At 58.6% G+C, this 1,690-nt stretch carries 1 protein-coding gene; it reads left to right on the plus strand.

Features of this window, described 5'->3' with window-relative positions; genetic code table 11:
* Positions 1–183: 183 nt before the first annotated feature.
* Positions 184–1,662 (plus strand): sulfatase, encoded by a 1,479-nt coding sequence (locus B2R17_RS22895; RefSeq protein WP_286765835.1) that lies wholly within the window; start codon positions 184–186, stop codon positions 1,660–1,662.
* The last annotated feature ends 28 nt before the right edge of the window (positions 1,663–1,690 follow it).

The raw sequence follows: 1,690 nt of genomic DNA on the forward strand, positions 1-1,690 counted from the left end.
CGCGTTCATAGCTCGGGGCGGAAGCCTCGAGACCACCATCCCAAAGAAAACCAGGCCGCCCCGGCAGGGGCCGTCGTCGATGATGCGCCACAAATTGGCCCCACGGCAAATCGACAAATCGTGATGGAGATGAAGTATGGTAGGCGTCCCCACGCCCACCCCTCCCCACGAAGGATTCTCGCGATGCGAGCCTTGCTCCAGCTGCCGTTTTCGTCTCAGCAAGTTGACTCCCCGTTGGTCTGGATCTTGCGAAGCTTGATCGTGACCCTCGTCCTGTCGGCTTCCTCGATCAACGGTTTCGCGGAGAAGCCCAAGAACGTGTTGCTGATCTGTGTTGATGACTTGCGACCTGAGTTGGGCTGTTATGGAGCGGACTACATCTCGTCGCCCAACATTGATTCACTCGCCGCCAAAGGCATTCAGTTCAATCGACATTTCGTTCAGGCCCCGACCTGTGGTGCCTCTCGATTTGCGATGCTGACGGGTTGCTATGGCCCCTCGGGAAACCACGCGTTGTTTTCGCGAGCCAAGCGGATGGCGAAGGACCCGAGTTCCGTCACCCCGTCGATGCCGCGTTGGTTCCGCGATCATGGGTACACCAGCGTTTCCGTCGGCAAGGTCTCGCATCATCCCGGCGGTCGTGGCGGAGCGGATTGGAACAAAGAGGACGAGATTGAAATGCCGAGTGCTTGGGACCGGCACCGGATGCCAACTGGACCGTGGCAGCACCCTCGCGGAGCCATGCATGGGTTGGCCAATGGGGAGATCCGCAAAGACGCCAGCCAAATGGATGTGTTTCAATCGGAAGGCGGTGAGGCGAAGTACCCCGATGATTTGATTCTGGAAACGTCGCTGGATGAGCTTGCCACGCTGGCCAAGGATGCCGCCGACAAGCCGTTCTTTTTGGCGGTCGGGTTCATTCGACCGCACCTGCCCTTTGGGGCTCCCGCCGAGCACATGGAACCTTACCGGCAGACCGTGTTGCCAATGATCGAGCATCCCAACAAGCCATCCGGCCAAACGACTTGGCATCGATCCGGCGAGTTCATGCGATACAACCGCTGGGGCAAGGATCCGAACCATGACGCCGAATTCGCAGAGGCCGTCCGGCGGCACTACGCCGCGTGCGTGTCCTACGCGGATGCGAACGTAGGCGAGGTGTTGAAGCAACTCGATGAGCTTGGCTTGCGAGAATCCACGGTGGTGGTCGTTTGGGGAGATCACGGCTGGCACTTGGGCGAACATGCGATTTGGGGCAAGCACGCTTTGTTCGAGGAATCGCTGCACTCGCCGCTGATCATTCACGATCCGTCGATGAGCAACGCCAGCCAAACGGACGCGATCGTGGAAACGATCGATGTGTTTCCAACGTTGTGCGAGCTCACGAATTTGCCGTCGCCGCCAAAGGTCGATGGCGAGTCGTTGGTGCCCGTGTTGAAAGCCCCGGCATCATCCGAAGGCGAAGCGGTTTCGTATGCGAAGGCGACGACGATTCGCACGTCCACGCATCGTTTGATCTCGCATCCAAAGGGGTTTCATGAGCTGTACGATCATGAAACGGACCCCGGCGAAACCAAAAACGTCGCCGACGAAAACCCTGAACTGGTTCAGCAGTTGCAACAGCGTTTGAAAGAACGCTTGGTCAACCGACAGCAGTTCTGAGCAGACAAAGTGGCATAGGCTTCCAGCC

This window comes from Rhodopirellula sp. UBA1907 (assembly GCF_002337565.1).
Lineage (GTDB): Bacteria > Planctomycetota > Planctomycetia > Pirellulales > Pirellulaceae > Rhodopirellula > Rhodopirellula europaea.